The 25,668-nt window shown below is 70.8% G+C and carries 21 protein-coding genes; 9 read left to right on the top strand and 12 right to left on the bottom strand.

From position 1 onward, the window contains the following. Positions 1 to 73: 73 nt before the first annotated feature. The 4 genes from ACIQ6Y_RS08030 to ACIQ6Y_RS08045 all read right to left on the bottom strand — a co-directional run bounded on the left by ACIQ6Y_RS08030 (position 74) and on the right by ACIQ6Y_RS08045 (position 4,051). Positions 74 to 736 carry an AAA family ATPase gene (locus ACIQ6Y_RS08030; protein ID WP_404034339.1) on the bottom strand — a complete coding sequence of 221 codons (663 nt, stop codon included), beginning with the start codon at positions 734 to 736 and terminating at the stop codon, positions 74 to 76. A 34-nt stretch (positions 737 to 770) separates the two neighbouring features. Further along, positions 771 to 1,592 carry an ABC transporter permease gene (locus ACIQ6Y_RS08035; RefSeq protein WP_404034341.1) on the bottom strand — a complete coding sequence of 274 codons (822 nt, stop codon included), beginning with the start codon at positions 1,590 to 1,592 and terminating at the stop codon, positions 771 to 773. A 61-nt stretch (positions 1,593 to 1,653) separates the two neighbouring features. After that, positions 1,654 to 2,628, bottom strand: coding sequence for an ABC transporter ATP-binding protein (locus ACIQ6Y_RS08040; RefSeq protein ID WP_404036347.1), 975 nt, complete (start codon positions 2,626 to 2,628; stop codon positions 1,654 to 1,656). Between the two features lie 199 nt (positions 2,629 to 2,827). After that, entirely contained in the window at positions 2,828 to 4,051 is a 1,224-nt protein-coding gene (locus ACIQ6Y_RS08045) for an NYN domain-containing protein (RefSeq protein ID WP_404034343.1), read from the bottom strand. Between the two features lie 224 nt (positions 4,052 to 4,275). Between ACIQ6Y_RS08045 and ACIQ6Y_RS08050 the strand changes: the two genes are divergently transcribed. Continuing rightward, complete coding sequence (locus tag ACIQ6Y_RS08050; protein WP_404034345.1) at positions 4,276 to 4,440, top strand: hypothetical protein; 165 nt, start codon at positions 4,276 to 4,278, stop codon at positions 4,438 to 4,440. An 87-nt stretch (positions 4,441 to 4,527) separates the two neighbouring features. On the opposite strand, the gene dnaE is transcribed toward ACIQ6Y_RS08050, so the two are convergent. Then, entirely contained in the window at positions 4,528 to 8,067 is a 3,540-nt protein-coding gene (dnaE, locus tag ACIQ6Y_RS08055) for a DNA polymerase III subunit alpha (RefSeq protein ID WP_404034347.1), read from the bottom strand. 170 nt (positions 8,068 to 8,237) lie between these two features. Between dnaE and ACIQ6Y_RS08060 the strand changes: the two genes are divergently transcribed. The 5 genes from ACIQ6Y_RS08060 (at position 8,238) to ACIQ6Y_RS08080 (ending at position 14,305) form a co-directional block, all read left to right on the top strand. Continuing rightward, on the top strand, positions 8,238 to 9,563 hold the full coding sequence (locus tag ACIQ6Y_RS08060) for a DUF2252 domain-containing protein (protein WP_404034349.1): 1,326 nt from the start codon (positions 8,238 to 8,240) through the stop codon (positions 9,561 to 9,563). Between the two features lie 69 nt (positions 9,564 to 9,632). Continuing rightward, positions 9,633 to 10,328, top strand: a complete 696-nt coding sequence (locus ACIQ6Y_RS08065; RefSeq protein ID WP_404034351.1) for a hypothetical protein — start codon at positions 9,633 to 9,635, stop codon at positions 10,326 to 10,328. Positions 10,329 to 10,418: 90 nt separating this feature from the next. Further along, the gene (locus tag ACIQ6Y_RS08070) at positions 10,419 to 11,219 is read left to right on the top strand and encodes a DsbA family protein (protein ID WP_404034353.1); all 801 of its coding nucleotides are present in this window, start codon (positions 10,419 to 10,421) and stop codon (positions 11,217 to 11,219) included. A 116-nt stretch (positions 11,220 to 11,335) separates the two neighbouring features. Next, positions 11,336 to 12,997 carry an alkaline phosphatase D family protein gene (locus tag ACIQ6Y_RS08075; protein WP_404034355.1) on the top strand — a complete coding sequence of 554 codons (1,662 nt, stop codon included), beginning with the start codon at positions 11,336 to 11,338 and terminating at the stop codon, positions 12,995 to 12,997. Between the two features lie 321 nt (positions 12,998 to 13,318). Continuing rightward, positions 13,319 to 14,305, top strand: coding sequence for a zinc metalloprotease (locus ACIQ6Y_RS08080; RefSeq protein ID WP_404034357.1), 987 nt, complete (start codon positions 13,319 to 13,321; stop codon positions 14,303 to 14,305). A gap of 2 nt (positions 14,306 to 14,307) precedes the next feature. On the opposite strand, the gene ACIQ6Y_RS08085 is transcribed toward ACIQ6Y_RS08080, so the two are convergent. Next, positions 14,308 to 14,877 (bottom strand): dienelactone hydrolase family protein, encoded by a 570-nt coding sequence (locus tag ACIQ6Y_RS08085; RefSeq protein ID WP_404034359.1) that lies wholly within the window; start codon positions 14,875 to 14,877, stop codon positions 14,308 to 14,310. A gap of 94 nt (positions 14,878 to 14,971) precedes the next feature. Here ACIQ6Y_RS08085 and ACIQ6Y_RS08090 point away from each other — a divergent pair, with 94 nt between their 5' ends. Then, positions 14,972 to 16,072 carry a mechanosensitive ion channel family protein gene (locus ACIQ6Y_RS08090; protein WP_404034361.1) on the top strand — a complete coding sequence of 367 codons (1,101 nt, stop codon included), beginning with the start codon at positions 14,972 to 14,974 and terminating at the stop codon, positions 16,070 to 16,072. Between the two features lie 30 nt (positions 16,073 to 16,102). Here the strand turns inward: ACIQ6Y_RS08090 and ACIQ6Y_RS08095 are convergent, their stop codons facing one another. The 6 genes from ACIQ6Y_RS08095 to ACIQ6Y_RS08120 form a co-directional block, all read right to left on the bottom strand. Beyond that, complete coding sequence (locus ACIQ6Y_RS08095; protein ID WP_404034363.1) at positions 16,103 to 16,843, bottom strand: SDR family NAD(P)-dependent oxidoreductase; 741 nt, start codon at positions 16,841 to 16,843, stop codon at positions 16,103 to 16,105. Positions 16,844 to 16,883: 40 nt separating this feature from the next. Next, positions 16,884 to 18,458: a Na+/H+ antiporter gene (locus tag ACIQ6Y_RS08100; RefSeq protein ID WP_404034365.1), complete on the bottom strand. Its 1,575-nt coding sequence runs from the start codon at positions 18,456 to 18,458 to the stop codon at positions 16,884 to 16,886. Between the two features lie 78 nt (positions 18,459 to 18,536). Next, complete coding sequence (locus ACIQ6Y_RS08105; protein ID WP_404034366.1) at positions 18,537 to 19,001, bottom strand: GNAT family N-acetyltransferase; 465 nt, start codon at positions 18,999 to 19,001, stop codon at positions 18,537 to 18,539. Further along, positions 18,998 to 19,942, bottom strand: a complete 945-nt coding sequence (locus ACIQ6Y_RS08110) for an RluA family pseudouridine synthase (RefSeq protein WP_404034368.1) — start codon at positions 19,940 to 19,942, stop codon at positions 18,998 to 19,000. Before ACIQ6Y_RS08110 ends, ACIQ6Y_RS08105 begins: the two co-directional genes overlap by 4 nt. 43 nt (positions 19,943 to 19,985) lie before the next feature. Continuing rightward, positions 19,986 to 20,654 carry a signal peptidase II gene (gene lspA, locus ACIQ6Y_RS08115; protein ID WP_404034370.1) on the bottom strand — a complete coding sequence of 223 codons (669 nt, stop codon included), beginning with the start codon at positions 20,652 to 20,654 and terminating at the stop codon, positions 19,986 to 19,988. Between the two features lie 73 nt (positions 20,655 to 20,727). Beyond that, entirely contained in the window at positions 20,728 to 21,042 is a 315-nt protein-coding gene (locus ACIQ6Y_RS08120; RefSeq protein WP_404036349.1) for a TraR/DksA family transcriptional regulator, read from the bottom strand. A 349-nt stretch (positions 21,043 to 21,391) separates the two neighbouring features. Between ACIQ6Y_RS08120 and ACIQ6Y_RS08125 the strand changes: the two genes are divergently transcribed. Further along, a complete protein-coding gene (locus ACIQ6Y_RS08125) occupies positions 21,392 to 21,820 on the top strand; it encodes a pentapeptide repeat-containing protein (protein ID WP_404036352.1) in 429 nt (142 codons plus the stop codon). Positions 21,821 to 22,391: 571 nt separating this feature from the next. Beyond that, the gene (gene ileS / locus ACIQ6Y_RS08130) at positions 22,392 to 25,529 is read left to right on the top strand and encodes an isoleucine--tRNA ligase (RefSeq protein ID WP_404034372.1); all 3,138 of its coding nucleotides are present in this window, start codon (positions 22,392 to 22,394) and stop codon (positions 25,527 to 25,529) included. Positions 25,530 to 25,668: the final 139 nt, after the last annotated feature.

Genomic DNA, 25,668 nt, shown 5'->3' on the forward strand with positions numbered 1-25,668 from the left:
CTTCGTGGTTCCTGGCGCCCACGCGGCGGAGCCGCATATCGATACAGCCCCGCGCCCCTTAAGAGCAACCCCTCTAAGGCGCCTGGACCTCCGGGTCCCTCGGGCCGAACAGCGCTGTCAGGCCCAGGTGGAACAGCAGGGCACCGACCGACCAGGCCAGGAGGGCGCCCTTCGCGCCCAGCTTCAGCGGGGCCGAGAAGGTGACGCCCTTGCCGACCTCCTTGGCGTGGGCGAGGACGTCGTCGGCGGGGCCGAGCCACATGCCCAGGCGCCAGGCCAGCAGGGAGCCGAGGAGGCCGCCGAGGGCCAGGGCGACGACCAGGGGTGCCCCTCCCCTGCGGCGCCACAGGAACACGGCCAGCGCCGTCACCGCGCCGAAGGCGAGCGCCAGCAGGGTGAACGTTCCGTCGACGCCGATGGCCTGCTCGCCCTCGGTGTCCTTGACGTAGACGACCCAGCTGCCGTCGACCACATCGGCGACCAGCGGTATGCGCGGCGCCAGCCAGTTCCACAGCACACCGAGGAGCAGACCGCACACCGCCACCGCGACGGTGATCACGGCGGCTTCGCGCAGTTCGGTCTTCATGCCGGGACCGTCCTGTCCGTACGCCCCGTCCTGGCCGTACCCGCTCCCGGCCGTGTCCGACCGGGGCGGCCATCCCTCGTGCGGTGACGGCGACTGACTGTGTGCCGAGTGGTCGTGCGGCGGCGGAGGCGGAGTAAGCGGTGCGGTCACCCTGACATCGTGCCAGGCCCGCCCGGCCGACGCGTCACCGGACGGCAGCCCGGCGGTACGCCCACGTCGCCACGGCCAGCGAGAACACCCCGACCCCCGCGCACACGGCGAGGTCCGCGGCCACCACCGGCCAGTCGGGGTGGGCCGAGAAGGTGCGCGTGTACGCCTCGACGCCGTAGGTCGAGGGCAGCAGATCCCGGGCGAACTGCACGAACCCGGGCATCCGCTCCGGCGGCAGCACCCCGAGCAGCAGCGCCGCCGACATGCCCAGCTGCCCCAGTACGGTCGCCAGCTCCGGCCGCGGCGCAAGCAGTCCGAGCGCCGCGCCGAGCCCGGACAGCGCGGCCCCGGCCAGCGGCACCACCGCGAGCAGCATCCACAGATTGGTCAGCGGCAGCCCGAACAGCACGCACCCGAAGGCGGCCGTGACGAAGGTCCCCGGCAGGGTGAAGGAGGCGTACGCGCCGGCCGCGCCCAGCACCACGGCCGTCGGCGGCACCGGCAGGGTCGCGTAGTGGTCGAGGCCCCCGGTCGCCCGCAGCTGCCCGAAGTACTGCGCGAGCAGGTTCAGCGCGACGAACGCGACGACCAGCACGGCCGAACCGGCCACGACCGACTCCGCCTGGCTGCCGCCGTCGACGACCCCGCGCATCATGATCAGGATGCCGATGGACTGGAAGGTCGCCACGAACAGCAGCGGGATGCGCGCCACCCGGGCCCGGGACAGCTGGGCCCGGTACACGGCCGCCAGCGACGGCCACAGCCGCGCCCGCGGCCCGAGCTCGGCCGCCCGCGCGGCCGGCTCCTCCGCGTCCAGGGCACTGCCCGGCAGCACCTCTGCGGGTACGACACTCACCTCGCGCTGCTCCCCTTCCTGGGGTCCCGGGGATCTGGTACGGATCCGGTGGCCGTCCTGCTCACGCCTTCACCAGTCCCTGCCGTGCCGCCCCGCCCAGCGCGAGATAGACGTCCTCCAGGCTGGGCGTGGCCAGCGTGAAGTCGTCCAGCGCGGCGAACGCGGCCCCGCCGGTGACGGTGGCGACCACCGCGCGGGCCTCTTCCGGGGCGAGCCGCAGCGTCCAGCGGCGCCCGGACTGAACGGCCCCCTCGCGCAGCGCGGCGACCTCGGGCACCTCCAGCGGGGCCCGGTCCCGCCACACCAGCTCGACCCGGACCTCGCCGGCCACCCGCTCCTTGAGCCCGGTGGGTGTGTCGCAGGCGATCACCCGGCCCCGGTCGAGGACGGCGACCCGGTCCAGGACCGTCTCGGCCTCGATCACGTTGTGGGTGACCAGCAGCACCGTCGCACCGCGTTCGGCGCGCCGCCGGTCCACGGCGGACCACACGGCCCGCCGGGCCACCGGGTCCATGGCGGTGGTCGGCTCGTCGAGCACCAGCAGCGGCCGTTCCCCGACCAGCGCGGCGGCGAAGCAGGCCAGCCGCCGCTGCCCGCCGGACAGCTTCTTCAGCGGCCGCGCGGCGAGCGCGGTCAGGCCCAGCTCCTCCAGCACGGCGTCCCGCTCGGCGCGTGCCTGCCGTACGTCGAGGCCGCGCAGCCGCCCGGTCGTCTCGGCGGCCAGCGACACGGTCAGCTCGTCCAGCGCGGACGACTCCTGCCCGAGATACGCCAGGAGCCGCGCGGCCCGCTCCGGGTGGCGCACGATGTCGTGCCCGAGGATCTGCACACTGCCGCGGTCGGGGCGCATCAGCCCGGTGAGCTGGCGTACGAGGGTGGTCTTGCCGGCGCCGTTCGGGCCGAGCAGCCCGAAGATCTCGCCGCGCCGGATGTCCAGCGCCACGTCGTCGGTGGCCCGCACCTCGGGCGTGGCGGCCACGCCGCGCCGGCCCCGTACCGCGGGATACGTCTTGGTCAGTCCGCGCGCCGCGCACACGACATCACCGGAGCGTCCTGGTGCCTGTGCCGCGCGCGTACTCACAAGGGACGAGAGTACGGGGTCGGCCGGGCGCCCACTCTCCCGGGTGGCACCATGACCGCAAATGCGCTCTTTCCGGCGCAACGGCGATCAACCGCGACGCCGTCGCCCGCACCCTCGCGCGGTTTCCCGTGCCCCTGGGCGTGACCCGGACGGTCTACTCCCCGGCAGGGGCGTGCTCGGCCGCCGTGCGGACGTCGACCTCGCGCCAGAAGCCGGCCCGGATCGCATACCGGTCGTGCTCGTCGATCTGGTCGTCCTTGTGCGCGAGCAGCCCGAACCGGGCCGCGTACCGCAGCAGCTCGCCGTCGACGCGGTGCGGGATGCGCGGGTACATGCCCGACAGCCGCTGCAGATGCCCCTGGTCCCCCAGCCGCGCCATCCACCGCCGTGCGAACACCTGCCCGACCTCGTACGGGTCTCCGCCGACGGTCGTGATGTCCTCCTCGCGGTCGGCCCACCGCTGCTCGGCCGTGGTCAGCTGGGCCAGCGTCGGCATGGAGGCGATCTCGGGGGGTTCCGCGGCGACGCCGGGCCGGTCGACCCAGCCCTTGTCGGAGGACCAGCGCAGGGTCGCGCTCGCCGGGTGCGGGGCGGGCTGGCCGCCGGGCGCGCGCAGGGCGGCGAGGTCCTTAGGGGTGGGCACGCCCTTGGGCGCGGGCACCCGCTCCTCGGCCGTGACGGACGCGGCGGCGGGTGCGCCGGGCTGCCGGTGCGGGGCCTCGTCGTCGGGTCGCTCCCTGCCGGTGAGCGCGGATTCGGGCAGCGGCGCGGAGAGGATCGCGGCGATCTCGGGGCGCGGCACGGGCGGCGGCGCGCAGATGCCGGTCAGTTCCTTCGCGCGGACGGCCTTGATGATCCAGGCGCGGTCCAGGACGCGGCGTTCGTCGGCCTCGGCGACGAGGTCCTCGGACTGGTTGTAGTCGCCGTCGGCGGCCTGGACGGCCCACAGATGGACGGCCACGCCGTGTTCCTTGGCGGCCATCATGCCGGGCAGCAGGTCGCCGTCACCGGTGACGAGGACGATGTCGGAGCAGGCGCGGTTGCGGGCCAGTTCGGTGAGTTCGGCGTGCATGGCGGCGTCGACGCCCTTCTGCGCCCAGCGTCCGTCGCTGCGGGTCAGGGCGCCGAGCCGGACGGTGACCCGGGGCATCACGCGCAGCCGGCGGTGTTCGGGCTGGGGGACGCGGTCGGGGGCGCCGTCGAACCAGTAGATGCGCAGCAGGGGGCGCTCGGTGTCGGACTCGGCGCGCTCGCGCAGGCCCTGGATGAGGGCGGCGTGGTCGACGGTGATGCGGGACCTGGAGGGCTCCCCGGCGAGGAGGCTGGCGGCGGCCCCCAGCAGATACCCGGCGTCCACCAGGACGATGCAGCGGTCCACGCGACTCACCCTCTTCCTGGGAGGTTTGCTTCGGGCTTCCTTCGAGTCTGCCCGACGGCGCGTGGGTTAACGGCCGGAACTCGATCTTCGGCGTGGCGTTTCGGAGCGCCGCGTCCCGACCGCGCCCTTCACGCACGGTAATTATCCGAAATGCGCTCGTTGTCAGCCTATGTGAATCTGGTCGCGGCCCTGGCCCCTAGATCCCCCACAGGAGGCAGATCACCATGGCCAAGAACAAGAACCGTGACCGTAAGCGGCCGCAGTCCGAGCGTGCCCCGCAGTCCGCCCAGGCGAGCCCGATGCACTCGGAGTCGGAGCAGATGGCGCCGCCGGTGTCTCCCGCAGACATGGCACGCAAGGGCCGGCAGAAGCGCTTCGGTCACAACTGACCTCTGCGTAATGGGTTGTTGAGACCCAGGCACACAACGAGGGGCGCACCCTTTCCGGGTGCGCCCCTCGCGCTGTCGTACGACGGCTCAGCCGGCCAGGCAGGACGGGCCGAGCAGCACCTTCAGATCGCCGAACAGCGCCGGGTCGGGCTTGACCCGGTGGCGGTCCAGGCGCAGCACCGTCGTCCTGGTCGGGCCCTGGAGCTTGATGCGGACCTCGCTGTCGCCCTTGTGGTGGCTGAGGATCTCGCCGAGGCGGCTGACCATGGGCGGGGTGACCCTCGTGGCCGGGATGGTGAGGATCACCGGCGCGTTGGTGCCGGCGGCCGACAGGTCGGGGACCATCAGCTCCATCGCCACCAGCCGCGGGATGTCCTCACGCTTGTCGAGGCGGCCCTTGACGAACACCACGGCGTCCTCGACGAGCTGGGTGGACACCAGCTGGTAGGTGGCCGGGAAGAACATGCACTCGATGGAGCCGGCGAGGTCCTCGACGGTGGCGATCGCCCAGGCGTTGCCCTGCTTGGTCATCTTGCGCTGCAGGCCCGAGATGATGCCGCCGATGGTGACGACCGCGCCGTCCGCGTGCTCACCGCCGGTGAGCTGGGCGATGCCCGCGTCCGCCTTGTCGGACAGCACGTGCTCCAGGCCGAAGAGCGGGTGGTCGGAGACGTACAGGCCGAGCATCTCCCGCTCCTGGGCGAGCAGATACGTCTTCTCCCACTCGTCCGGGGAGAACTCCACGTCGAGCCCGAAGCCCGGCTCGCTGCTGCTCTCCTCGCCCATGCCGCCGAAGAGGTCGAACTGGCCCTCGGCCTCCTTGCGCTTGACCGCGACCACGTTGTCGATCATCGGTTCGTACTGCGCCGTCAGGCCCTTGCGGGTGTGGCCCATGGTGTCGAAGGCGCCGGCCTTGATCAGCGATTCGGTGGTGCGCTTGTTGCAGACCACCGCGTCGACCTTGTCGAGGTAGTCGGGGAAGGAGGCGTACTTCCCCTTGGTCTTGCGGCACTTGATGATCGACTCGACGACGTTGGTGCCGACGTTGCGCACGGCGGACAGGCCGAAGAGGATCACGTCGTCGCCCTGGGCGGCGAAGTTCGACTCCGACTCGTTCACGTTCGGCGGGAGGACCTTGATGCCCATGCGGCGGCACTCGTTGAGGTAGACCGCGGACTTGTCCTTGTCGTCCTTCACGGACGTCAGCAGCGCCGCCATGTACTCGGCGGGGTGGTTGGCCTTGAGGTAGGCGGTCCAGTAGGACACCAGGCCGTACGCGGCGGAGTGCGCCTTGTTGAAGGCGTAGCCGGCGAACGGGACCAGCACGTCCCACAGCGCCTGGATCGCTTCGTCGCTGTAGCCGTTCTTGCGAGCGCCGGCCTGGAAGATGACGAAGTTCTTCTCCAGCTCCTCCGGCTTCTTCTTGCCCATCACGCGGCGGAGGATGTCGGCCTCGCCGAGCGAGTAGCCCGCGATGATCTGGGCGGCCTTCTGCACCTGCTCCTGGTAGACGATCAGGCCGTAGGTGACCGCGAGGACCTCTTCGAGGGGCTCCTCCAGCTCCTTGTGGATCGGCGTGATCTCCTGCTGGCCGTTCTTGCGCAGCGCGTAGTTCGTGTGGGAGTTCATGCCCATCGGGCCCGGGCGGTACAGGGCCGACACGGCGGAGATGTCTTCGAAGTTGTCGGGCTTCATCAGCCGCAGCAGCGAGCGCATGGGGCCGCCGTCGAACTGGAAGACGCCGAGGGTGTCGCCGCGCTGGAGCAGGTCGAAGGTCGTGGGGTCGTCCAGCGGGAGGCTCAGGAGATCGATGTCGATCCCCTTGTTGGCCTTCACCATCTTGACGGCGTCGTCCATGATCGTGAGGTTGCGCAGGCCGAGGAAGTCCATCTTCAGCAGGCCGAGCGACTCACAGCTCGGGTAGTCCCACTGCGTGATGGTGACGCCGTCGGTGTGCCTGACCCAGACGGGGACGTGGTCGGTGATGGTCTCGCTGGACATGATCACGCCGGCCGCGTGCACGCCCATCTGCCGGACCAGGCCCTCCACACCGCGCGCGGTGTCGATGACCTTCTTCACATCCGGCTCGTTCTCGTACATCGCCCGGATCTCGCCCGCCTCCGAGTAGCGGGGGTGCTGCGGGTCGGTGATGCCGGAGAGCGGGATGCCCTTGCCGAGGACGTCCGGCGGCATGGCCTTGGTGAGGCGGTCGCCCATCGCGTACGGGTAGCCCAGCACGCGCGCGGAGTCCTTGATGGCGTTCTTGGCCTTGATGGTGCCGTAGGTGCCGATCATGGCGACCTTGTCGGCGCCGTATTTCTCGGTCACGTACCTGATCACCTCGACGCGCCTGCGCTCGTCGAAGTCGATGTCGACATCGGGCATCGAGATGCGCTCGGGGTTGAGGAACCGCTCGAAGATCAGGCCGTGCGGGATCGGGTCGAGGTCGGTGATGCCGAGGGCGTAGGCGACGATCGAGCCGGCCGCGGAGCCTCGGCCGGGGCCGACGGCGATGCCCTGCTTCTTGGCCCACATGATGAAGTCGGCGACGACGAGGAAGTAGCCGGGGAAGCCCATCGAGATGATGGTGTCCATCTCGTACTCGACCTGCTTCATGCGGTCGTCCGGGATGCCCTCGGGGAAGCGGCGGTGCATGCCGCGCAGGGTCTCCTCGCGGAACCAGCTGACCTCGGTGTAGCCCTCGGGGATGTCGAACTTGGGCATGAGGTCGCGCTTCTCGAACATGCCGGCGGTGTCGACCTGCTCGGCGACCAGGAGGGTGTTGCGGCAGCCCTCCTGCCAGGCGTCCGAGGAGTCGATGGCGTACATCTCGTCCGTGGACTTGAGGTAGTAGCCGGTGCCGTCGAACTTGAAGCGGTCCGGGTCGGAGAGGTTCTTGCCGGTCTGGATGCACAGCAGCGCGTCGTGCGCCCCGGCCTCATGGGCGTAGGTGTAGTGCGAGTCGTTGGTGACAAGCGGCGGGATGCCGAGCTTCTTGCCGATCTCCAGCAGGCCGTCGCGGACCCGGCGCTCGATCTCGATGCCGTGGTCCATCAGCTCCAGGAAGTAGCGGTCCTTGCCGAAGATGTCCTGGTACTCGGCGGCCGACTTCAGGGCCTCGTCGAAGTGGCCGAGGCGCAGCCGGGTCTGGAGCTCGCCGGAGGGGCAGCCGGTGGAGGCGATGAGCCCCTCGGACCACTTGGAGATGGTCTCCTTGTCCATCCGGGGCCACTTCTGCAGCCAGCCCTCGGCGTAGGCGTCGGAGGAGAGCCGGAAGAGGTTGTGCAGACCGGTCGCGTTCGCCGCCCAGATCGTCTTGTGGGTGTAACCACCCGAACCGGAGACGTCATCGCGCTTCTGGTGCGGCTGGCCCCACTGGATCTTGCGCTTGTTGCGCCGGGACTCGGGGGCGACATACGCCTCGATCCCGATGATCGGGGTGATTCCGGCCTTCTTCGCGGAGTGGAAGAAGTCGTACGCCCCGTGGAGGTTGCCGTGGTCGGACATGGCGATGTGCGTCATGCCCATCTCGTTGCACGCGTTGAACATGTCCTTCAGCCGCGCGGCACCGTCCAGCAGCGAGTACTGGGTGTGGACGTGCAGGTGCGTGAACGGCGGCTTTGACACGGTGGGCCCTCCAGGGGAAACACTCGGCGACGGGCTGGCGGACAGTTCTGGGGTCAGCGTCGAAGTCTATGCCTCGGCACTGACACCCGGCGGGCACTCCGACGTACGGTCGTGCGTTGGAGACGGCAGAAACACTGTCGTACGTGTCATGCACCAGGAGGCTCCCAGCGATGTCGGTTCCCCAGCTCAGTGACGAGCAGCGCGGCGAGGAGATCCTGGCCGTCTTCGACACCGCCTTCGGCGAGCTCCTGGCCGCCGACCCGGCCGCGTTCCGGGTGAAGTTCCGCAAGATGGCCGCCTCGGCGTTCGCCTTCTACCGCGGTACGGCGGGGCTTTTTTACCACGATGTGGACGGTGACCGGCGGGGCGGTCCGTACCTGGACGAGCGCACCTCGCGCGTGTGGATCCACGGCGATCTGCACGCGGAGAACTTCGGCACGTACATGGACGCCACGGGCCGGCTGATCTTCAACGTGAACGACTTCGACGAGGCCTACGTCGGACCCTTCACCTGGGACCTCAAGCGCTTCTCGGCCTCCGTCGCCCTCATCGGCTACGCGAAGGCGCTCAGCGACGAGCAGATCACCGAGCTGGTGGGGATCTACGCGGCCGCCTACCGCGAGCGCATCCACGCTCTGGCCACCGGCGCCAAGCGCGACGAGGTGCCGCCCTTCACCCTGGACACCGCCGAGGGACCGCTGCTGGACGCCCTGCGCGACGCCCGCTCGCTGACCCGCTTCGGGCTGCTGGAGTCGATGACGGAGATCCGCGACTTCGAGCGGCGCTTCGCCGCGGGCGGCGGCTCCATCGAGCTGGACGCGGCCACCCGCTACAAGGTGCTCGCGGCCTTCGACGGCTATCTGGAGACGCTGCCGGAGACCTCGCTGGCCCGCCCGGACTCCTACCGGGTCAAGGACGTCGTCGGCCGCCGCGGCATCGGCATCGGCTCGGCCGGGCTGCCGTCGTACAACATCCTGCTGGAGGGCCACAGCGACGCCCTGGAGAACGACGTGGTGATCTACGTCAAGCAGGCCCAGACCCCGGCGGTGTCCCGGCACATCACCGACCCGGCGATCCGGGAGTACTTCCAGCACGAGGGCCACCGCACAGTGATCTCCCAGCGTGCCCTGCAGGCCCACGCCGACCCGTGGCTGGGCTGGACCGAGCTGGACGGCGCGGGCCAGCTGGTCGCCGAGGTCTCGCCGTACGCGGTGGACCTGGACTGGGGCGACATCGACGACCCGGAGGAGATCGCGGCGGTCGTCGCCGATCTGGGCCGGGCGACCGCGTCCATGCACTCCGCGGCGGACGACACCTCCGGCGAGTCGCTGGTGCCGTTCTCCACCGAGCGGGCCATCGACGCGGCGATCGCCGCCGACGAGGAGGGCTTCGCGCCGCTCCTGGTGGACTTCGCGCACAGCTACGGCGCACGCGCGCGTGCCGACCACCAGATCTTCGTCGACCTGTTCCGCAACGGCCGCATCCCGGGGCTGTGACGCGAACCGCAAGGTTCACAGGATTCCTTTAGGGGTCCCTTACCGCAGCGCATGACACACTTTTGGGCGATGGACATATCAGGGACCCGGCTCAGAGCCGTGCGCGCGGCGCTGTTCACGGCGGTCGTCGTGACGCTCAGCACCGCGTCGCACGTGCTGCTGTCCGGTGTCCCGCTGCCGGTGGGCACGGTCGCGGTGGTCACCGCCGCCGTGTTCGCCGTCGCGTACGCCCTGGCGGGCGGCGAGCGCGGCTTCGGCCGGATCGCCGCCCTGCTGATCCCGCTGGAGCTGGCGGCCGACACGGTCTTCACCACCGGCCAGCACACCTGCTACGGCGCCGCGGGCGGCCCGGTCGCCGGGCCTCTGCGCGCGGTCGGCCTGGATCTGCTGTGCGCCGGCGAGGTGGGCGGCCCGCTCGCCCGGGTCACCGGCGGCGCGGGCGGCGACCGGGTCGCGGCCCTGCTCGCGCAGGCCGACCCCACAACCGCCTGGCTGCTGCTGTGCGCCCATGTCGGCGTCGGACTGCTGGCCGCGGCCTGGCTGCGGCGCGGCGAGCGGGCGCTGGCCCAGCTGGTGCGCGCCGCCGGCGCCACCACCTTCCGGCCCCTGCTGCTGGCCGTCGCCGCGGTCGCCGTACGCCGCACCCCGGCCCGCCCCCGGCGGCCGCGCCCGGTGTGCCGCACGGCCCCGGTACGCGACCTGCTGCTCTCGCACTCCCTGGGACGGCGTGGACCGCCGTGCTCCCCCGCCCTCGCCGCCGCCTGAGCGACGGCACGGGCTTCCCCCTGAGCACAGACAGTCCCCCATCCGTATCCCGCGTACGACGTGTGCGCGTCCCCCATGGAGATCATCAGCATGAGCAAGCGGAACAGCCAGGCGGCGAAGTCGGCGGCCCGGGAGCGGCTGCGCGTCGAGCGCGAGCGTGAGGCGAAGAAGGCGAAGGTCAGGCGGCAGCTGATCGTCGCGGGCGCGGTCGTCGGTGTCCTGGCCGCGGCGGGCGGCATAGGCTTCGCCGTCGTCCAGGCCAACCAGCCGGGCCAGTGGGAGGAGGCCGCGAAGGCCACGGTGGTCGCCCCGGCCAACACCTCCGGCAAGAACGGCACCACGATCGTCGTCGGCGACTCCAAGACCGACAACGTGGTCCACCTCTACGAGGACCCGCGCTGCCCGGCCTGCGCCGGCTTCGAGCAGACCGTCGGCGAGACCGTGAACAAGGGCATGGAGGACGGCGACTACAAGCTGTCCTTCACCCTCGGCACCTTCCTCGACGGCAACCTCGGCGGCGAGGGCTCCAAGAACGCCCTCAGCGCCCTCGGCGCCGCGCTGAACGTCGGCCCCGAGGCGTTCCTGGACTACAAGGCCGCGCTGTACTCGGCGAAGTACCACCCCGAGGAGTCCAGCGACGACCTCGCCGACGACAGCTACCTGATCAAGGTGGCGAACACGGTCGACGCGCTGAAGAACAACAAGAAGTTCCAGGACGCCGTGGAGAAGGGCACCTACGACGCCTGGGCGATGAGGATGAGCAAGTCCTTCGACGAAGCGGAGGGCGTGGACTCCACCCCGACCGTCAAGATCAACGACAAGGTCATCAAGAACCCGACCTCCGTCGCCGAGTGGCAGACGGCGCTGAAGGACGCGGGCGTGACCAAGTAGAGCGACACAGCCAGAGCGACACATCGGCGAAGAGCGGGCGAACTCTCGGGAGTTCGCCCGCTCTTGCGGTCCTCATGTCTTACATGTTGGACTACTGATCAGTAATCTGATCGGCCGTGACCAGTCGCCACAGATCTCACATAGATCCCAACACGCCCGCTCCGCGCCGCCGTTCGGTCGTCAAGGCCGCCGCTGCCGGAGCCGTCCTCGCCGCTCCGCTCGCCGCGTCGCTGCCCGCGCGCGCCGCCGAGTCGGCCCCCGCCTTCCTGCACGGCATCGCCTCCGGCGACCCGCTGCCCGACGGTGTCCTGCTGTGGACCCGGGTGACCCCGACCGCCGAGGCGGTGCCGGGTTCCGGGCTCGGCCCGGACACCGCGGTGGAGTGGGTCGTCGCCACCGACAAGGCGCTGACGAACATCGTCGCCAAGGGCTCCGTCACCGCCACCGCCGCCTCCGACCACACGGTCAAGGCGGACGTGCGCGGCCTCGCCCCCGCCACCGACTACTTCTTCCGCTTCTCCGCGGGCGGCACCGACTCGCCGACGGGCCGCACCCGCACCGCGCCCGCCGCCGACGCGGCCGTCGCGAACCTGCGCTTCGGCGTGGTGTCCTGCGCCAACTGGGAGGCCGGCCACTTCGCCGCCTACCGCCATCTCGCGGCCCGCGGCGACCTGGACGCCTGGCTGCACCTCGGGGACTACATCTACGAGTACGGAACCGGCCAGTACGGCACCCGCGGCACGGTCGTCCGGCCGCACGCCCCGGCGAACGAGATCGTCTCCCTGGCCGACTACCGCACCCGGCACGGTCGCTACAAGACCGACGCCGACCTCCAGGCGCTGCACGCCAAGGCGCCGGTCGTGGCGATCTGGGACGACCACGAGTTCGCCAACGACACCTGGTCCGGCGGCGCGGAGAACCACACCGAGGGCGCGGAGGGCGCCTGGGCGGCCCGTCAGTCCGCGGCCAAGCAGGCCTACTTCGAGTGGATGCCGGTGCGCCCGGCCATCGCCGGCACCACCTACCGCCGGCTGCGCTTCGGCAAGCTCGTCGACCTCTCGCTGCTCGACCTGCGTTCCTTCCGCTCGCAGCAGGTCAAGTTCGGCAACGGCGACGTGGACGACCCGGAGCGCACGCTGACCGGCCGGGCCCAGCTGGACTGGCTGAAAGCGGGCCTGAAGTCCTCGGACACCACCTGGCGGCTGGTCGGCAACTCGGTGATGATCGCCCCCTTCGCCATCGGCGCGCTGTCCGCCGAGCTCCTGGGGCCGCTGGCCGAGCTGCTGGGCCTGCCCGAGGAGGGCCTCGCGATCAACACCGACCAGTGGGACGGCTACACCGACGACCGCCGTGAACTGCTGGCGCACCTGCGCTCCAACGCCATCAAGAACACGGTGTTCCTGACCGGCGACATCCACATGGCGTGGGCCAACGACGTGCCGGTGAACGCCGGGACGTATCCGCTGTCGGCCTCGGCGGCGACCGAGTTCGTGGTCACCTCGGTGACCTCCGACAACCTCGACGACCTGGTGAAGGTCCCCGAGGGCACGGTCTCGGCCGTCGCCGCCCCGGTGATCCGGGCGGCCAACCGGCATGTCCACTGGGTCGACACCGACCGCCACGGCTACGGCGTCCTGGACATCACCGCCGACCGCGCACAGATGGACTTCTACGTGCTGTCCGACCGCACGAAGGCCGACGCGACCTCCGCCTGGGCGCGTTCGTACCGCACGCGCAGCGGCACGCAGAAGGTCGAGCGGACCTACAGCCCGGTGTGAGCCGGACACCCGAGGGGCGATTTTCGGCCAACCGCGGTTTGCTACTGATCGGTTAAGGCGAGATCACGCCGCTACGGCGGGTGGTGTGAGCCAGGGTCCTAATCCGGACACACCACCCGCGCCGGTCACCGCTCTTGTTACATCCGAGTCCCAAACTCCGGACACCGCCACAGTTCACGTTCCCAATCCTCCCTGTTCGCCGGGAATTTGATTGGGCCTGAACAGTGCTCTTGTCGGGTCGGCATGTCCACGTAATCTCCGGGCGGCGGACAGGAAGATCCCTGGCCGCGAACTCCCCACCGCATCCCCACAGGAGCCAGCATGCGTGCGCTCGTCCGGATATCTCCCTCTATGCGCAGACGCCTTCTCGGCACGGCCGCCGTGGCCGGAACCCTGCTGCTCGCCCCGGTGTCGGCCCCCACCGGCATCGCGGCCGCCAGCACCACCGGCGCCGAGTGCGTCGAGGACACGCACGCGCACGCCGCCGCCCGTGAGGCCAAGCCGGGCGCGGGCCAGCAGATCGCCGAGCCCAACGAGGTCACCTCGGCCAAGGCCCAGGCCATGGACGCCGACCTGAAGAAGAAGCTGGACAAGCTGCGTTCCAGCGGCCGCCTCTCGGCCGCGGCCGCCACGGCCACCGTCCCGGTGTACTTCCACGTCATCCACGACGGCACCAAGGGCCAGCTCAGCTCGACCGACATCAACGCCCAGATGAACGTGCTGAACGCGGCCTACGCCGGCCAGGGCACCGGGAACACCGACTCCGGCTTCCAGTTCAGCCTGGCCGGAACCGACTACACGGACAACGCCACCTGGTACAACCTCACCTCCGGCTCCACCGCCGAGAAGGCGATGAAGACGGCCCTGCGCAAGGGCGGCGCGAACGCGCTGAACATCTACACCGCCAACCTCGGCGGCGGCCTGCTGGGCTGGGCCACCTTCCCCAGCTCCTACAGCTCCAACCCGTCCATGGACGGCGTCGTCATCCTCGACGCGTCCCTGCCGGGCGGCACGGCCACCAACTACGACGAGGGCGACACCGCGACCCACGAGGTCGGCCACTGGATGGGCCTCTACCACACCTTCCAGGGCGGCTGTAACGGCAACGGCGACTACGTCACCGACACCCCGGCCGAGAAGAGCGCCGCCTACCAGTGCCCCACGGGCCGCGACTCCTGCGCCAGCAAGACGGGCGTGGACCCGATCCACAACTTCATGGACTACACGTACGACAACTGCATGTACCAGTTCACCGCGGGCCAGGTGACGCGCATGCAGCAGAGCTGGACCGCCTACCGCGCGGGCTGACCCTAAAGACTGTCGAGGAAGCCGAGCGCCACTCTCCACGTGGCCTCGGCCGCCTCGGCGTCGTGGTCCGGCAGGTCGGGGTCGGTGTACAGATGACCGGCCCCGGCGTACCGGTACACCTCCACATCGGCGCCGGTGCGGCCCATCTGGAGATACCAGGAGCTCAGCCAGTCGTCGGTCTCGAACGGGTCGGGCTCGGCGACATGCAGCTGCACCGGCAGCTCGTCCGCCGTCACGTTCGGCGCGATGTCCGAGGTGCCGTGCAGCAGCAGCAGACCGCGCGCCTTGTCGTCGCCGAGGGCGAGGGTCTGCGCGATCGAGGCGCCCAGCGAGAACCCGGCGTACACGAGCCCGCGCTCGGAGTAGGGCGCGGCCGCCAGCACCGCCCGCTTCAGCAGCTCGTCCTTGCCGATCTCTTCCGTGCAGGCCATGCCTTCTTCGACCGTGTCGAACGTGCGCCCCTCGAAGAGGTCGGGCGTCCACACCTCGTGACCGGCCGCGCGCAGCCGGTCGGCGGCGGCGCGCACCGCGGGCCGCAGTCCGTAGGCCGAGTGAAAGAGCATGATGTTCATGAGGCCATGGTGCCAGCCGGGTACGACAGTGCCTCTCCGGGATCGTCCGGGCCTCCCGTGTTCATGATGGCCTGATCCGGTTACGTTCTCTGGCATGGAGAACGTACTCCGCCCGCTGATCGTCATCGGCGGCTCGGTCGTCCTCACGCTGCTCATCGGCTGGGGAACGGACCGACTGCTGAGCAAGGCGGACCGGCGGCACAGCGAAACCCCCCTGTGGGGCCTGCTGCGCCGCGGCCGCATCCCCTACCACCTGGTGCTCTGCGCCGCCCTGCTGAGAGGGTCGTACGACAGTGCGAAGGTGCTGGAGGCCCATCGGGTCGGCATCGGCCGCACGCTGACGCTGGTCCTGATCGGGTCGGCGGCCTGGCTGGTGATCCGCATCGCGGCCGCCGTGGTCGAGACGACGTACACCCGCTACGCACGCGCCCACCACGACGCCGCGCGCGTACGACGGGTCCGCACCCAGGTGACACTCATCACACGGGTGGTGGCCGCGGTCGTCGGTGTGGTGGCCGTGGCCGCGATGCTGCTGACGTTCCCGGCGATGCGCGCGGCCGGTGCCTCGCTGCTCGCCTCGGCCGGGATCATCGGCATCGTCGCCGGTGTGGCCGCGCAGTCCACGCTGAGCAATATGTTCGCCGGACTGCAGATCGCCTTCGGCGACATGGTGCGCATCGGCGACACGGTCGTGGTGGACGGCGAGTGGGGCACGGTCGAGGAGATCACGCTGACCTTCCTGACCGTGCGGACCTGGGACGAGCGCCGGATCACCATGCCGGTGTCGTACTTCACGTCCAAGCCGTTCGAGAACTGGTCGCGCGGCACCCCGCAGATGACCGGCATCGTCTACTGGCACGTGGACCACTCGGCGCCGGTGGAGGCGATGCGCGAGAAGCTGCGCGACATCTTGCGCGAGTGCCCCGCCTGGGACGGCCGCGCCTACGGCCTGGACGTCACGGACACCACGCCCAACACCATGGAGGTGCGGGCGCTGGTGACCGCGAAGGACGCCGACGACGTGTGGACCGTACGGGTCGCCGTGCGCGAGGCGATGATCCGCTGGCTGGTCACCCACCACCCCTACGCCCTGCCCCGGGTCAACACCGCGGACGCGACGCTGCCCGGCGCGCGGCTGTCCCCCGACGGGGGCCGCGGCCGCCGCGCCATGGACCCGCAGCGGGCGGAGCGCTGACCGTGGGCCGACGTGGGGGCGGACGCGCCCTCAGTGGCCGCGCTCGGCACCGCCGTTGACCTGGAGGATCTGGGACGTGATGTGCCCGGCGCCCGGGGACGCCAGCCAGTGCAGGGTGGCGACGACGTCCCCGGGCGTGCCGGCGCGGCCGGTGGAGGTCTCGCCGATCAGCCGCTCGCGGCGCGCCTCGGCGACGGGCCCGCCGAAGAACCCGGTGTCCTCGACATAGCCGGGCGCGACCGCGTTCACGGTGATGCCACGCGGTCCCAGCTCGCGTGCCAGGTCATGGACGTACGGGTGCAGCCCGGCCTTGGACGCCGCGTACGCCCCGCTGCCCGAGCCGCGGTAGGCGGCGATGGAGCTGAGGAACAGCACCCGCCCGCCGGGCTCGGCGAGCCGCTCCTTGAGCGCCTCGGTGAGCAGGACCGCGGTCAGCGTGTTCAGCCGGAAGTTCACGGTCCAGTCGTGCAGGACGGCGTCCAGCGGGTCCTCGCTCCCGGCGCCCGGCTCGAGACCGCCGTTGCCGCCCGCGCAGTGCACCAGCACGTCCACGGTCCCGACCTCCTGCCGTACGAACTCCGCGACCCGCCGGACGTCCGCGGGCTCGGCGAGGTCCGCCGCGAAGGTCAGCGCCCCCGGCACCCCGGCCTTCTCCAGCACCTCGGCGCGCCGGCCCAGCAGCACCACCCGGTCCCCGTCGGCGGCGAAGGCATGGCCGGCGGCGAGCCCGATCCCGCTGCCGCCCCCACTGATCACAACGTTACGCGTCATGATCACAGCGTACGAAACGACCAAGGGCGGGCGCAGGCCGTCATCGAAGACTGCGCACATCCAGCTGCCTCAGCACCCGGTCCACCACCTCCGGGTCCGCGCCCGGCTCGCTGCGCGCCGCCAGCACCTCGTGCCGCGCGGCGCTGAGCATCTCCCCCTCGATCCGCCGCACGTGCTTCACCCGGCGCAGCGCCTCCCGGCGCTCCTCCTCGCCGATCTCGGGCGCGATCCGCACCCCGATGTCGTGGGCCCGCCGCAGCATCCGCTCGGACACCTCCTCCGGCAGCTCCTCGACCTCCTCGATCTCCCGCAGCCTGCGTTTCGCGGCCTTCGCCGCCCGCAGGGCCAGCGCCTTCTCGAACTCCTTCTCCCGCCCGGTGTCGGCCTGCACCCCCAGGCGCTTCACCAGCCAGGGCAGGGTCAGCCCCTGGAGCACCAGCGTCGCCATGATCACCCCGAAGGCGATGAACACGATCTCGTCCCGGTCGGGGAACGCCGTCCCGGCGTCGGTCTCCAGCGGAATCGCCAGCGCCAGCGCCACCGAGGCCACCCCGCGCATCCCCGACCACCACATGACGACGGTCTCCCGCCAGCTCGTCGGGATGTCCTCGTCGTGGTCGCGCTGGGCGTGCAGCCGTTTGGTGAGCCAGGTCGCCGGCAACAGCCAGGCCAGCCGTACGAAGATGACCACGGCCGCGATCGCCGCCGCCCAGCCGAGCATCTCGCCCCACCGCCCGGACGCCGTCCGCACCGCGATGTGCAGCTCGAGACCGATCAGCCCGAACGCCACCCCGGTGACGAGCGTGTCGACGATGTCCCAGAAGGTGTGCCCGGCCAGCCGGGTCATCACGTCGTCGGCGTCAGCGGCGTACTCGGCGAGGAACAGCGCACACGTCAGCACCGCCAGCACCCCCGAGCCGTGCAGCTCCTCGGCCAGCACATAGGCGGCGTACGGCACCAGCAGCGTCAGCCCGATCTGCAGCGTCGGGTCGCCGAGCAGATCGAGCAGCCGGTTCGCGCCCCAGCCGAGGACGATCCCGACGGCCACCGCGACCACCGCGGACAGCACCAGGTCGAGGCCGGCCTCCCAGGGCGAGAAACTGCCGCTGACCACGGCGGCGATCGCCACGTGGTAGAGCACGATGGCCGTCACGTCGTTGAAGAGCCCCTCGCCCTCCAGGATCGACACCAGCCGCCGGGGCAGCCCAAGCTGTCCGGCGACGGCGGTCGCGGCGACCGGGTCGGGCGGCGCGACCAGCGCGCCCAGCGCGAAGGCGGCGGCGAGCGGCAGCCCCGGCACGATCATGTGCGCGACAGCGGCCACGCTGAGCATGGTGACGAACACCAGCGCCACGGCCAGCAGGAGGATCGGCCGGACGTTCGCCGCGAACTGCCGCCAGGAGGTGCGCCGTACGGCCGCGTACAGCAGTGGCGGAAGCAGCAGCGGAAGAATCAGATCCGGCGGTACGTCGACATTCGGCACGAAGTCGAGCAGCGCGAGGACGAGGCCGAACAGCGTCATCAGCACCGGCGCCGGCAGCCCCAGCCGGTCGCCCAGCGGGACGCTGAGCACCGCCCCGAGCAGCAGCAGAAAGACCAAGGCCAACTGTTCCACGCTGGGCGCTCCGCAGGGTCGGGCGATCACACGGCAGGCCCCCAGCCTGCCATGCCGCCCTTCCCGGCTGCGGCTGCGCTACAGCGCGCGCCGCATCGCCCGGTGCGGAATGCCGGCCTCCAGGTACTCCGGGCCGTAGGCCTCGTACCCGAGCCGCTCGTAGAAGCCCAGCGCGTGCGTCTGCGCGTGCAGGTCCACGGCGGCCAGGCCACGCGCGCGTGCCGCGTCCTCGATGGCGCGCACCAGCGCGACGCCGACGCCCAGGCCGCGGGCCTCCTGCGTCACGGCCAGCCGCCCGAGCGACCCGACCGACGCATCGCCGCCGGTCTTGTCCGCGGCGGCCTCGCCGTGCAGCAGGCGTCCGGTGCCGAGTGGTGTGCCGTCGTCCCGCACGGCCAGCACATGCACCGCGCCGGCGTCGTAGGAGTCGTACTCGATCTCCTGCGGGACGCCCTGTTCGACGACGAAGACCTGCTTGCGCACCGCGAAGCAGGCCTCGCGGTCGGCGGGGTCCTCGGCGACCCGGACGCGGAACGGGCTCACTTGTAGGTCTCCTCGCGGACCTGGTCGAGGGCCTGCTGCAGGTCGGCCGGGTACTCGCTCTCGAACTCGACCCAGTCGCCGTCCCCGGGGTGCTCGAAGCCGAGGCGGACCGCGTGCAGCCACTGGCGGGTCAGCCGCAGCCGCTTGGCGAGCGTCGGGTCGGCGCCGTAGGTCAGGTCACCGACGCAAGGGTGCCGGTGGGCGGCCATGTGCACACGGATCTGGTGGGTGCGGCCGGTCTCCAGCTTCACATCGAGCAGGGAGGCGGAGCGGAAGGCCTCGATGAGGTCGTAGTGCGTGACGGAGGGCTTGCCCTCGGCGGTGACCGCCCACTTGTAGTCGTGGTTCGGGTGGCGGCCGATGGGCGCGTCGATGGTGCCGCTGGTCGGGTCCGGGTGGCCCTGGACGAGCGTGTGGTACCGCTTGTCGACCGTGCGCTCCTTGAACTGGCGCTTGAGCGAGGTGTACGCGCGCTCCGACTTGGCGACGGCCATCAGGCCGGAGGTGCCCACGTCGAGGCGGTGCACGATGCCCTGGCGCTCGGCGGCGCCGGAGGTGGAGATGCGGTAGCCGGCCGCCGCGAGGCCGCCGATGACGGTCGGTCCGCTCCAGCCGGGCGAGGGATGCGCGGCGACGCCGACGGGCTTGACGATGACCACGACGTCGTCGTCGTCATGGATGATCTCCATGCCCTCGACCGGCTCGGCCACCACCTGCACCGGCGCGGCCGCCTGCGGCATCTCGACCTCCAGCCAGGCCCCGCCGTGCACGCGCTCGGACTTGCCGACCACCGTGCCGTCGACCAGCACCTTGCCCGCGGCCGCCAGCTCCGCCGCCTTCGTACGAGAGAAGCCGAACATGCGGGAGATGGCGGCGTCGACGCGCTCGCCCTCCAGGCCGTCCGGCACGGGCAGGGTACGGATCTCGGGAATCGTGCTCACCCGTCGAGTATGCCGGACGGGTGAGACAGTCCCGTACGCGCGCTCAGTCCTTGTGGACGGTGCCGTCCGGGTCCAGGCCCCGGAAGGACAGCAGCACGATGAGGATGCCGCCGCACACGATCGCCGAGTCCGCGAGATTGAACACGGCGAAGTGCTTGGGGGCGATGAAGTCGACGACCGCGCCCTCCAGGACGCCCGGGGCGCGGAAGATCCGGTCGGTGAGGTTGCCGAGCGCGCCGCCGAGCAGCAGGCCGAGGGCCACGGCCCAGGGCAGGCTGTAGAGCTTGCGGGCCAGGCGGAAGATCACCACGATCACGGCCGCCGCGATCACGGTGAAGATGATCGTGAAGGCCTGGCCGAAGCCGAAGGCCGCGCCCTTGTTGCGGATGGCGTCGAGCTTCAGCCACTCGCCGAAGATCTCGATCGCCTCGTGGTGCTCCAGCTTCGTCACCACGAGCATCTTGCTGACCAGGTCGACGAGGTAGGCGAACACCGCCACCGCGAGCAGGACGGCGATCCGGCGCCGCCCCTTGGGCCGCTCGGCCTCGGCGTCGGCCTGCGGGGACTCCTCAGGGACATCGGCGTCACGGGACGCGCCGGCGTCCGCGGAGGCGTCCGACCGCTCCTGCGTGCCGTCGTCATCCCGCTCCTGCGCGGCCCGTGCCGCCTCGGGGATGTCCGGCGTACCGATGATGCGTTCCGCCTCTGCCACGTGAGTCCCTCAACCTAGGTGCCTGACTGAGGACGAGGGTACGGCACGCCTCCCCGACCGATCAGTACGGCGTTCAGTACCGGCGTTCCTGCTTCTGCTTGCACTCCACGCACAGCGTGGCCCGCGGGAAGGCCTGCATACGGGCCTTGCCGATGGGGTTGCCGCAGTTCTCGCACAGGCCGTACGTGCCCGCGTCCAGCTTCTCCAGGGCGCGCTCGGTCTGCATCAGCATCTCGCGCGCGTTGGCGGCCAGCGCCAGCTCGTGCTCGCGCGTGATGTTCTTCGTGCCGGTGTCGGCCTGGTCGTCCCCGGCGCCGTCGCCGGAGTCCCGCATCAGGCCGACCAGCGACTGCTCGGAGGAGGTGATCTCCGCCCGCAGCCGCTCCATCTCCCCGGTCAGCTCCGCGCGGGCCTCCTCGACCTCCTCCGTCGTCCAGGGGTCCTCACCGGGACGTACCGCGAGCTCGCCCGGCTCCACCGCGACGCCGCGCGCCTTGGGGACGGCCGTCTTCGCCGCCGTGGCCGTGCCTGGAGTCTTCTTCGCAACCACTGTCGTGGCTCCCGTCTGCTCCGCGGCCTCGGCCGCGCCCGCCTTCTTCGCCGTGCTCTTCGCCGCCGCGGTCTTCTTGGCCGCGCTCTTGGTGGAGGTGTGCTTGGTGGAGGTGCTTTTCGTGGGGGTGGCCTTGGGGGCGGCGGCCTCAGAGGTGCCGGCCTCGGGGGTGCCCGCCTTGGAGGCGATGGCCTTCTTGGCAGGGGCCTTCTTGGCAGCGACCTTCTTGGTTGCGGCCTTGTCGGCGGCAGGTGGCTTGTCGGCAGCCGCCTTCTTGGCGGAAGCCTTCGTCGCGGCCGGCTTCTCCGGCGCCACCTTGTCCGGCGCCACCTTGTCCGGCGCCACCTTGTCCGGCGGCACCTTGTCCGGCGCCACCTTGTCCGGCGCCACCTTCTTCGCGGCGGCCTTCTGGGCAGCCGTCCCCTCCCCGTCGACCTTCTTGGTGACGGCCTTCCTCGCCGTGGTCTTCTTCGCCGCAGCCTGCTTCGAGCCCGTGCTCTTCTTCCCCCCGACATCCTTGCCCGCACCGCCGCCGGAGGCACGTGTGGACCCGCTGGACGCCGACTGTTCGGCGGTCTTCTTCGCCACCATGCCGCGGCCCCTTCACATATTGTGATCTTGCTCGCGAATCGTGCTGGGACGATAAATCGACTTGAGTCCCGCGGCAACGGGGCACGCCGCCCGATTCGCCCACCCCGCGCGTGCCGCGAGGCCGGCATGCATGCGTTGTGCCCAGCTCCCCGCCAGGTAATCCGACCGGTGGATCGTCCAGGAATCCGAACGGACACACGTGGCCATTCGGGGCATCCCGGACAGCCCCCGCCGCCGCGCCCCGGACCCGGGAAATCCGGTCGGCCGCTGTCGGTGGGGCGCCGTACACTGGGCGGAGCGAAAAGCGTGGATGGGGACGAGTAGCGGCGTACGCAGCCCAGAGCGACCCGGGGACGGTGGAAGCCCGGGGGCGAGCGCGACGTGAAGATCACCCCGGAGCCGCCGGAAGAACGCCGAAGCCGATCAGGCGCAGGCCAGTAGACCCGGCATCGCGACCCCAATGAGGGGGCTCACCGGCGCCACACCCGGCACCGGAGGGCCAAGGAGGGTGGTACCGCGGGAGCGCGCCGAAACCGGCGCAGCAGCTCTCGTCCCTCCGGACGGAAGGCAGCAAGTCCGCCGGAGGAAGCTCGCTGATGACATCGCCTACGTACCGCCAGGTACCCGCCCAGGTCGACCTGCCCGCACTCGAGCACGCGGTGCTCGACTTCTGGCGCGAGCAGAAGATCTTCGCCAAGAGCCTGGAGCAGTCCGAGGGACGCCCCGAGTGGGTGTTCTACGAGGGCCCGCCCACCGCCAACGGCATGCCCGGCGCCCATCACATCGAGGCGCGTGTCTTCAAGGACGTCTTCCCCCGCTTCCGCACCATGCGCGGCTACCACGTCGCCCGCAAGGCCGGCTGGGACTGCCACGGCCTGCCCGTGGAGCTGGCGGTGGAGAAGGAGCTGGGCTTCTCCGGCAAGCAGGACATCGAGGCGTACGGCATCGCCGAGTTCAACGCCAAGTGCCGCGAGTCGGTGACCCGCCACACCGACGCCTTCGCCGAGCTGACGACCCGCATGGGCTACTGGGTCGACCTCGACGACGCCTACCGGACCATGGACCCCGAGTACGTGGAGTCGGTCTGGTGGTCGCTGAAGGAGATCTTCAACAAGGGCCTGCTGACCCAGGACCACCGCGTCGCCCCCTGGTGCCCCCGCTGCGGCACCGGCCTGTCCGACCACGAGCTGGCGCAGGGCTACGAAACGGTCGTCGACCCCTCGGTCTACGTCCGCTTCCCGCTGACCTCCGGCCCGCTCGCCGGCGAGGCCGCGCTGCTGGTCTGGACGACCACGCCCTGGACCCTGGTGTCCAACACGGCCGTCGCCGCGCACCCCGAGGTCACCTACGTCGTGGCGACGAACGGCGAGGAGAAGCTCGTCGTCGCCGAGCCGCTGGTCGCCAAGGCTCTCGGCGAGGGCTGGGAGACCACCGGCCAGTCCTTCACCGGCGCCGAGATGGAGCGCTGGACCTACCAGCGCCCGTTCGAGCTGGTCGAGTTCCCCGAGCCGGCCCACTTCGTGGTGAACGCCGAGTACGTCACCACCGAGGACGGCACGGGTCTGGTCCACCAGTCCCCCGCCTTCGGTGAGGACGACCTCAAGGTCTGCCGCTCCTACGGCCTGCCGGTGGTCAACCCGGTCCTGCCCGACGGCACCTTCTCGCCCGAGGTCCCGATGGTCGGCGGCGTCTTCTTCAAGAAGGCCGACGAGAAGCTCACCGAGGACCTCGGCGAGCGCGGCCTGCTCTTCAAGCACCTGCCGTACGAGCACAGCTACCCGCACTGCTGGCGCTGCCACACCGCGCTGCTGTACTACGCGCAGCCCTCCTGGTACATCCGCACGACGGCCGTCAAGGACCGCATGCTCCAGGAGAACGAGAAGACCAACTGGTTCCCGGACACCGTCAAGCACGGCCGCTTCGGCGACTGGCTGAGCAACAACATCGACTGGGCGCTGTCCCGCAACCGCTACTGGGGCACCCCGCTGCCCATCTGGCGCTGCGAGGACGACCACCTCACCTGTGTCGGCTCCCGCGCGGAGCTCACCGAGCTGAGCGGCACCGACCAGTCGGAGCTGGACCCGCACCGCCCCTACATCGACGACATCACCTTCGCCTGCCCGCAGTGCGCCAAGACGGCCACGCGCGTGCCGGAGGTCATCGACGCCTGGTACGACTCGGGTTCGATGCCGTTCGCGCAGTGGGGCTACCCGTACAAGAACAAGGAGCTGTTCGAGAGCCGCTACCCGGCCCAGTTCATCTCCGAGGCCATCGACCAGACCCGCGGGTGGTTCTACACCCTCATGGCGGTCGGCACGCTGGTCTTCGACAAGTCGTCGTACGAGAACGTGGTCTGCCTCGGCCACATCCTCGCCGAGGACGGCCGCAAGATGTCCAAGCACTTGGGCAACATCCTGCAGCCGATCCCGCTGATGGATCAGCACGGCGCGGACGCGGTCCGCTGGTTCATGGCGGCCGGCGGCTCCCCGTGGGCGGCCCGCCGCGTGGGTCACGGCACGATCCAGGAGGTGGTGCGCAAGACGCTCCTCACCTACTGGAACACCGTCGCCTTCCAGGCCCTGTACGCCCGTACGTCCGACTGGGCGCCGTCCGCGGCCGATCCGGCCCCGGCCGATCGTCCGCTGCTCGACCGCTGGCTGCTGTCCGAGCTGCACGCACTCACCGACCAGGTGACGCAGGCGCTGGAGGCGTACGACACCCAGCGCGCCGGAAAGCTGCTGTCCGCGTTCGTCGACGACCTGTCCAACTGGTACGTCCGCCGTTCGCGCCGCCGCTTCTGGCAGGGCGACAAGGCCGCGCTGCGCACGCTGCACGAGGTCGTCGAGACGGTCACCAAGCTGATGGCCCCGCTGACCCCGTTCATCACCGAGCGGGTCTGGCAGGACCTGATCGTCCCGGTCACGCCGGGCGCGCCGGAGTCGGTGCACCTGTCGTCCTGGCCCGAGGCCGACCTGGGCGCCATCGACCCGGAGCTGTCGAAGCAGATGGTGCTGGTGCGCCGCCTGGTGGAGCTGGGGCGGGCCACGCGCGCGGAGTCGGGCGTCAAGACGCGTCAGCCGCTGTCGCGTGCCCTGGTGGCGGCGGCGGGCTTCGAGACCCTCGACCGCGAGCTGCACACGCAGATCACCGAGGAGCTGAACGTCTCGTCGCTGGCCTCGCTGTCCGAGGTGGGCGGGTCGCTGGTGGACACGACCGCCAAGGCCAACTTCCGTGCGCTGGGCAAGCGGTTCGGCAAGCGGGTGCAGGACGTCGCGAAGGCGGTCGCCGCCGCCGACGCCGCCGCGCTGTCTCTGGCGCTGCGTGAGGGTACGGCCTCGGTGGAGGTCGACGGCGAGACCATCGCCCTCGCCCCGGACGAGGTGATCATCACCGAGACGCCTCGCGAGGGCTGGTCGGTGGCCTCCGACTCCGGCGCGACCGTCGCGCTCGACCTGGAGATCACGGAGGAGCTGCGGCGGGCCGGCCTCGCGCGGGATGCCATCCGGCTGATCCAGGAGGCCCGTAAGAACAGCGGGCTGGATGTGGCCGACCGGATCGCTCTGCGCTGGTCGTCCACGGACCCGGCGGTGACCTCGGCCCTGACCGAGCACACGGGGCTGATCTCGGACGAGGTCCTCGCCACGGACTTCTCCGAAGGTGAGGCGGACAGCACCTATGGGGACCCCTTCACTGACGAGGGGCTCTCGCTGACGTTCCGCCTGCGCAAGGCGTAAGTCACATGCCGACGGCGGCTGTCCTGCGGGCGGCCGCCGTCGGCATGTTCGCAGTCGTCCGGCTGACCGTCGTGTGTGGTTGATCGCGCAGTTCCCCGCGCCCCTAGAAGCAGGTCGGCACAGTCCCGGCTCATGGAAA

This window comes from Streptomyces sp. NPDC096205 (genome assembly GCF_044763135.1).
Taxonomy (GTDB): domain Bacteria; phylum Actinomycetota; class Actinomycetes; order Streptomycetales; family Streptomycetaceae; genus Streptomyces.